This window comes from Pedobacter sp. CG_S7 (assembly GCF_040544395.1).
Taxonomy (GTDB): Bacteria; Bacteroidota; Bacteroidia; order Sphingobacteriales; family Sphingobacteriaceae; genus Pedobacter.
Map to the genome: position 1 here is coordinate 35,977 of NZ_JBEONS010000027.1, position 7,720 is coordinate 43,696.

Genomic DNA, 7,720 nt, shown 5'->3' on the forward strand with positions numbered 1-7,720 from the left:
CATGAAAAAAGGAATAGTACATAGCATTATGGTTTTTGCAATCCTTGTTAGCTCCTGCAAGAAATTGTTGAATGAAGATGTAAAGTCACAGATTACCGATAATTATATCAATACACCAGCAGGATTTCAAGATGGCGTAAAAGCGACCTATAGTTTTCTTAAAACATTTTATGGCGGTGATGAATTTGGCTCTGCAATAACCGTTTTCGGTACAGATGAATTTACCAATGGGTCAGACGGCGGCAACAAAAGTCTAAACCAATATACAAGTGATTTAAACCCGCGTCAAAATACTTTTAGGACCATTTGGAATAATTTATACCTGGCCATAAATGCCTGTAATACGGTTATTACAAGGGCACCAAATTTAACGAGCCTGGCAGATGCTGAAAAAAGCACACGTGTTGCAGAAGTGAAGTTTTTAAGGGCACAATATTATTTTCTACTGGTACAACTCTTTGGTCCAGTACATTTATCACTCACCGAAACCGAATCTGTGGTAACAACTGCAACACGTGCACCTCTAAAAGACATTTACGATGCCATTATTTCAGATCTGAATGTGGCGATTCTAGCCCTTCCTATAAAGGCAAGTGATTATGGCAGAGCTACAAAGCCCGCCGCAGAAAATCTACTTGCAAAAGTTTATCTAACACGGGCAAGTTCTGAGGCAAAGCAATCTGGAGATTATGCCAAAGCAGCAGAACTTTCAAAAAATGTGATCAATAACTATGGCTTTAAATTGACAGATGATTTTGAAAAAGTTTTTGAACAGGGAGCTGGCGAAAAGAATTCCGAAGTCATCTGGTCCGTTCAAAACAATAAAGATTTACTAACCATCGGAACAGGCAATACCTTGCATTTATACTTTTTAATGGAATATGATGTGCTGCCCGGGATGAAACGTGACGTTACGAACGGTAAACCTTTCAAACGTTTTAAACCCACTGATTTTACCCTGCAAACACTATTTAACCGCCAGTTTGATGGCCGTTATGAAAAAACCTTTAAGCGGGTTTTCTTTTGTAACAATCCGGGTACCTATGCCATTAATGGACGGCAGGTTAACCTTAAACTAGGAGACACTGCGGTTTATGTACCCGATAGAGAATTAACCGCTGGGGAACTTGCAAAAATAAATTATAATGTTTACCCCCCAAGTAAGCAAGATGAACGACGGTATCCAACACTGACCAAGTTTCTTGATCCTCAGCGCCCTAACCTGGGTGATGGTGCAGGTTCCAGAGATGTACTTGTTTACAGGCTTGCGGAAACTTACCTTGTAGCTGCTGAAGCCTTAATGATGAGTGGAAATAGTGAAGAAGCCGCTATTTTTGTCAATATTGTAAGAAGCAGAGCTGCAAAAATAGGCGCTTCAAATGTAGAGACCACTGCAAACAGACTGGCCATGCAGGTAACTCCAGCTCAATTAGATATTGATTTTATATTGGATGAACGCTCACGAGAGCTTTTAGGAGAAAATATGCGCTGGTTAGATTTGGTTCGTACGGGCAAGTTAGTGGAGCGGGTAAAAAAGTACAACCCTGCTGGTGCTGCTGGCATAAAGCCTTTCCACGTACTCCGCCCGATCCCTCAAGAGCAGATAGACCGGACCTCCTCTGAATTTAAACAAAACCCAGGCTATTGATTGAGAAATTATTTATACTTGATCATTGTTGTCCGGGAAAAAAGAAGCCAATTTTAATGGCTTCTTTTTTCCCGGACAACAATGTTTTTTAGACGGCTGCAATCAGCTGTATCTACCGCCATGCTGCACTGATAATTCAGTTTGCCGGGCTTTACGGATATACGGGCATCCTAATCATGAAGTGTATTTCGTTTTATTGTTAAATGTAATGCGCCTGGTAAACAACTGGACTATCACGCAAGCTTTGATGATGTTTTCAACATGTTTTTACTCGTGCTCCGGTGCACTAGTGTACACTGCAAATGTAGGTGAATCATTCTCTTTTTAACTTCCTGATTTTCTTCATCCACACTTTTCAAGTGGTTGTTTATTGGTTATCAAATTCCTTTTTCAATTCCAGTTCCATTATTTTATTATGTGTTTTTTTCTGGAATACAATATGAAGATATTTTTTGAATTTCATTTTTCTCATTAAATTCATAAACATCACATGCAGAAATAAAATCTATTCTTTTTCCCCCTCGTTTAAATTCCGCTGTTCCGATCACTATCACTTTATTTTCCGAAATTAGAATGTCATTTATTTTAAAATATGTTTCTACCGTTTTAAAATACTCTGCAGTCTGTTCGCAATTTTTTTTAACAGCATTCTTTCCTTCGAAAATGTTTTCACCAATAACATTCCAAACTATTCCGTCACTTAAATAGTCCATTATATTTTCGAATTTTCCGTTAGAGAAAAGTTCCGCTATTTCTTTTTTTGAATGTTTCATTTTTCTATGAAGTTTGTTTTTATTAAAATGTCTTACAACATCTGGATTAACGAAACAATGCTTCGCCAAGCTAACTATAAATGTATTTCGTTTTCTATATATGCAAATATATTAATTTATTGATATGCAGTTGCCTATTGTTATTCAGACTATAAATAGCGAATAAATTTGGATAGTTGTTTTGTTGAAAAGTTATAAATAGCGAAACCCATTCACTTTATCTGTGAAAAGAATGTACAATCAATAGTAGGGAAATTATATGTTCCTTTCTATTGGCAAACCTGCAATCATAATTATGGCATGAATCAATTGCTAATTTTTTCAGCATCCTGAATACCTTCAATCAATCGTTCAAAACAGGTAGTGAGTCAACAGTGAGTCCACAGTGAGTCAACAGTGAGTCAAGGGTTTCTTCGAGAAAAGGTTGACTCACCCTTGACTCACTCTGGATTCATGCTAGTGGCATAATAATTGAAGACCTATATTTTAAGAAGAAGAAACTAAATAGTTGTTAACCTATTCTTCTAAATAAGTTTAATCATTTAATTAAATCTCACTGAATTTTGACTAGTAAATTAAAGTTTACCATCAATAAACCTGTCTTTTTCACTTCCATCCTATTTATATTTATTAGTTTAACGCTATGCCTGGTATATCAAAAATCCGTCGATGAGTGGTTTGATCAAACTAAATTATTAATCACCGAAAATTTAGGTTGGTTTTTAATCTTGACAGTAAATTTCATATTATTCTTTTGTTTTTACCTGGCTTTTGGAAAGTACGGAAAGATCAGGTTGGGAGGCGATGATGCAGAACCAGAGTTTAGTAATATCTCTTGGTTTGCGATGCTTTTTAGTGCCGGTATGGGCATAGGGATTATGTTTTTTAGCATTGCAGAGCCTGTTTCTCACTTTTCTAGCCCTCCCCGTGCCACAGCATCAGATGCGCAGTCAGCCATTCAGGCGATGAATTTTACAGCCCTGCACTGGGGTTTGCATGCCTGGGCAATTTATGCTGTTGTAGGTTTGGCACTCGCTTTTTTTTCCTATAATAAAAAGCTTCCACTCACTTTCAGGTCACTTTTTTATCCTTTTTTAGGCGAAAGAATTCATGGCTGGTGGGGCCATTCAATTGATATTTTATCCGTAATAGCAACCCTATTTGGTTTATCCACTTCTTTAGGTTTAGGAGTACAGCAAATGAATGCCGGACTTCACTTCCTATTCGGCTGGGATATTTCTACTACCATTCAATCATTGATTATCATAGTGGTTACTTCAATTGCAACTATTTCCGTTGTATCAGGATTAGATAAAGGTGTAAAGTTATTGAGTCAGGGTAATATGATTATGGCCCTGGTATTGATGCTGCTAGTGTTTGCTTTCGGTCCATCCATTTTTCTGTTAAAAAGTTTTATTCAGAACACGGGTTCTTATCTGGCTAATTTTATCGAGATTAGCACATGGAACGATAGTTATAGGGAATCGGGATGGCAAAATTCCTGGACAATTTTCTATTGGGCATGGTGGATCGCATGGTCGCCCTTTGTAGGTAGTTTCATTGCCCGGATTTCAAAAGGCAGAACTATAAAGGAATTTATTTTGGGGGTGCTCATTATACCAGCCGTTATTACTTTACTGTGGATGACTATTTTTGGTGGTACAGCGCTACACTTTATTTTACAGGGAGATAACAGCTTGGTTACGGCGGTAAATTCAGATATTTCTACTGCTTTATTTGTTTTTCTACAGAAAATACCCTTTACATCTATACTGTCTGTAATTGCCATTCTGCTCGTTGCCTTTTTCTTTATTACCTCTTCTGACTCAGGATCTTTGGTGATTGATAACATCACCTCTGGAAATGCCCCTTACACACCACCATTACAAAGGGTTTTTTGGGCTTTTTTGCAAGCAATAGTTGCCATTGTTTTATTGTGGGGAGGAGGATTGGAAGCTTTACAAACGGCTGTGATTATTGCCGGTATTCCTTTTGCATTTATCATTTTAATAATGTGCTACAGCCTAACAAAAGGGCTGCAGGAAGAGTTAAATAAGAATAAAAAGAAATTGCGCAATAAGCAAGAGAAAAGTTACAGGGATACCATCGCTGACCTTTTGGAGGAGCAGAATTAATATAACCCAAATTATACAGCAATTGCTATGATTTTAAAAAACAAATTAAACGTACTTATTGGTTTGGACCTTTCAGAAATGGACGATTCCCTTATTAGCTATATAAAGGTATTGCATCAATTACTTCCGCTGGGCCAAATTACTTTTATACACAATATAAAGCAAAGCGAATTACCGGAATCACTTAGGAGCCCAGAAAAATTAAAGGTTATAGCCAATACCATCAAGCATAAATTAACAACATCAATTCCCAAAAACATTGATTTCCCCTGTAGTTATAGTACTGAGGTAACGCTGGCTGATTATACCGAATTAGCGTTCATTAAAGCATCAAAGCAGTTTGATACAGACCTTATTGTACTTGGCAATAAGCAGCACCTGGAAGGAAACGGAGGATTAAGTCATAAATTGATAAGGGTACTTCCTATGGCAACATTGCTGGTTCCTGAAACTTTTAATCCAAATCCTAAGTTATTTGTTGAGGCAGTCGATTTTTCTAAATATACGCCTATAGTAGTCAAATGGGGCAATCATATTGAAAAGTTGAGCAGCTCTTCTACATTGGTGTTTCAACCGCTTTATGTTTCTAAAGTGAGCTGGACATTTTTCCCCGGACTATCACTTGCTGAAATTCGGGAGAACACGATGCTAGACACAAAAAAAAGTGCATTAAAGTGGCTTAAACTTTATCCTGATGCTGCTCCGTTGAATGTTAAAGCCGCAGAGGATAAAAATATAGCCTCTACATTGAAACAATATGTAAGGCAGCAAAAGGTTGATTTTGTAATTTTAGGTGTGCAAGGGGTAACTTCATTAACTACCCTGTTTATGGGTAGTGTTGCCAATGAATTTATACAGATGGAAACCGATGCTTGTTTACTTTTGGTTAAGCATACTGTTTTGAATTAATGACAACTAGCGCATAAAAGGTCTTTTACGGGGCCTATGTTTTTTTAATACACTGTTTTGAATTAATAGCGTTTTTTTAAGTAAGAATATGTTAATACCTGTACAATAACTATTTTTTAGGTTAGGATTTAGAGAATAAATCATCAATCTTTGCGCCTTCTAAAAAACAGTTTCCATGGCAAAATCGAAAAACTTTTATCTGATCTTAATTTTAGGTTCTTTAGCTGCCTTAGGTCCTTTCTCTATAGACATGTACTTGCCTGGCTTTGATGCTATTGCCAAAGACCTCCATACAACTGTGCCTAAAGTATCGCTGTCTCTATCGGGGTTCTTTATCGGGATCTCTTTAGGGCAATTACTTTATGGGCCATTACTGGATAAATTCGGACGAAAAAAGCCATTGTATATAGGGTTAATCATTTATATTCTGGCCTCCTTGGGCTGTTTGGCTGTTAAAGACATCAACCAGTTAATTGTATTAAGGTTTGTGCAAGCCATTGGCAGTTGTGCCACTGCGGTGGCTTCGGTGGCCATGGTGCGCGATTTATTTGCCGTAAAGGAAAGTCCGAAGGTTTTCGCATCCCTATTGCTTGTGATTGCCGTATCCCCTATGCTGGCCCCTACAGCTGGAGGATATTTAATTGCTGGCTTTGGCTGGCAGTATGTATTTGTGTTTTTAGCACTAATGGGAGTGCTTTTACTGGCTGCTGCTTACTTTTTCTTGCCGGAAAGTTTTAAGCCTGATCCTCATTATTCCTTAAAACCTGCCCCTATGGCTAAGAAGTTTTTAAGTGTACTTGTTGAGCCTCAGTTTTATACTTATGCACTGATTACCTCTTTGTCCTTTGCTGGTTTATTTACTTATGTTTCTGCCTCCCCCATGATTTTTATGACCTTGTATGGTGTCAGTAAAACTGGCTATGGATGGATATTTGCACTTTTATCGGTTTCATTTATTGGTGCGAGCCAGGTAAACAGCCTCATTTTGCGCTGGCACAGCAGTAAAAAGGTCATTAACTGGGCTTTAATGGCTCAAGGTTTTTTTAGTTTTTTATTCTTGATTGCGGCACTCAACAACCTCCTTAATTTGTACAGCACCATTGCCTTTATCGCTTTATTCTTAGCCTGTTTAGGACTTATCAATCCAAATGCTGCGGCGCTTTCCCTGGCACCTTTCACTAAAAATGCGGGTAGTGCATCTGCATTAATGGGAGCGCTTCAAATGGGTTTAGGTGCTTTAGCTTCAGTTGCAGTCAGCTTTTTTCCTGAAGATTCGGTATTGCCGATGCCGCTGATTATGTCGGTTGCTGTGTTTCTGGCCTTGCTAATCCTCCTGAATGGTAGGAAAATTGTATTAGCGAGAACAATTTAATTGCTTATGGTTAATGTGTATTGGAATTAATGGTTGTTTAACTAATTATATTGCTAATTTTTAAGCTTAGTAGTCAGTTGGTTAAGTGGTTTATATTATCTTTTCCCTATTTTTGATGTTTTTTATTAAAAAATTTGATGATTAATTCTATCTTTGCAACCTCATCAAAAAGAAAGATGATTCCGTAGCTCAGCTGGTAGAGCATTACACTTTTAATGTAGTGGTCCTGGGTTCGAATCCCAGCGGGATCACCAGAAGCAATTTCAAAGAGAACTAAAACCCTGCAAATCAAATGATTGCAGGGTTTTTTCTTTTACGGGAAATGTCAAAACATGCACCAGATCGCAAATTAAATGGATCAATGCCAAATGTTGTGGGCTGATGGAGTTTTTTCTGAATTTAAGCATATAACTGAGTGAGCCTGTAAAGAAAGAATTCTATGTTCTTCACGCCTGTGAATTGGGTTCTAAAAGCCTTTATTTTAGCATTAAAAGATTCAGCGGAAGCATTGGTAGATCTGTTATCAAAGTAGTTCAGGATTGTTGTGTAATGATTTTGTATAGATCTAGCAATTGTATTGAAGGCTTTGAATCCCGTTTGTCTTACTTTTTCATGCCACCTGGCCAGATTAGCAAGGGCAAACACCTTATCCTTCGTGTTTTCAAAGATCTGGCTAAGGCCCATACTCAACCCGTGTGCGGTTTTGAGATCCGGATATCTTTCAAATAGCAGTTTAGCACGATCTTTCTGGCTCTGTGTCCAGTTAGAAGCTTTTTTATACAACACATACCTGCCCCTGGCCAGTAATTGCTTTACGGAGTCACCATTGGCAAGTACTTCTGGCTGAAATTTGCTCCCTGCACTTTTAGAGCGCTCTATAGCT

General features: G+C 37.9%; 6 protein-coding genes and 1 tRNA gene. 5 read left to right on the plus strand and 2 right to left on the minus strand.

The genetic code is table 11. The features are described 5' to 3' along the window. Position 1 precedes the first annotated feature (1 nt). Positions 2-1,648 carry a RagB/SusD family nutrient uptake outer membrane protein gene (locus tag AAKU52_RS13390; RefSeq protein ID WP_354334316.1) on the plus strand — a complete coding sequence of 549 codons (1,647 nt, stop codon included), beginning with the start codon at positions 2-4 and terminating at the stop codon, positions 1,646-1,648. 413 nt (positions 1,649-2,061) lie between these two features. On the opposite strand, the gene AAKU52_RS13395 is transcribed toward AAKU52_RS13390, so the two are convergent. Further along, the gene (locus tag AAKU52_RS13395; protein ID WP_354334318.1) at positions 2,062-2,421 is read right to left on the minus strand and encodes a nuclear transport factor 2 family protein; all 360 of its coding nucleotides are present in this window, start codon (positions 2,419-2,421) and stop codon (positions 2,062-2,064) included. A gap of 563 nt (positions 2,422-2,984) precedes the next feature. Here AAKU52_RS13395 and AAKU52_RS13400 point away from each other — a divergent pair. The 4 genes from AAKU52_RS13400 to AAKU52_RS13415 all read left to right on the plus strand — a co-directional run bounded on the left by AAKU52_RS13400 (position 2,985) and on the right by AAKU52_RS13415 (position 7,091). Next, a complete protein-coding gene (locus AAKU52_RS13400; protein ID WP_354334321.1) occupies positions 2,985-4,556 on the plus strand; it encodes a BCCT family transporter in 1,572 nt (523 codons plus the stop codon). Between the two features lie 27 nt (positions 4,557-4,583). Continuing rightward, complete coding sequence (locus AAKU52_RS13405; RefSeq protein WP_354334322.1) at positions 4,584-5,465, plus strand: universal stress protein; 882 nt, start codon at positions 4,584-4,586, stop codon at positions 5,463-5,465. 175 nt (positions 5,466-5,640) lie between these two features. Further along, positions 5,641-6,837, plus strand: a complete 1,197-nt coding sequence (locus AAKU52_RS13410; RefSeq protein ID WP_354334324.1) for a multidrug effflux MFS transporter — start codon at positions 5,641-5,643, stop codon at positions 6,835-6,837. Positions 6,838-7,015: 178 nt separating this feature from the next. Further along, positions 7,016-7,091, plus strand: a tRNA-Lys gene (locus AAKU52_RS13415). Positions 7,092-7,236: 145 nt separating this feature from the next. Here AAKU52_RS13415 and AAKU52_RS13420 read toward each other — a convergent pair. Then, positions 7,237-7,720: transposase (locus AAKU52_RS13420; RefSeq protein ID WP_354334326.1), on the minus strand; the 484-nt coding region annotated here is incomplete at its 5' end.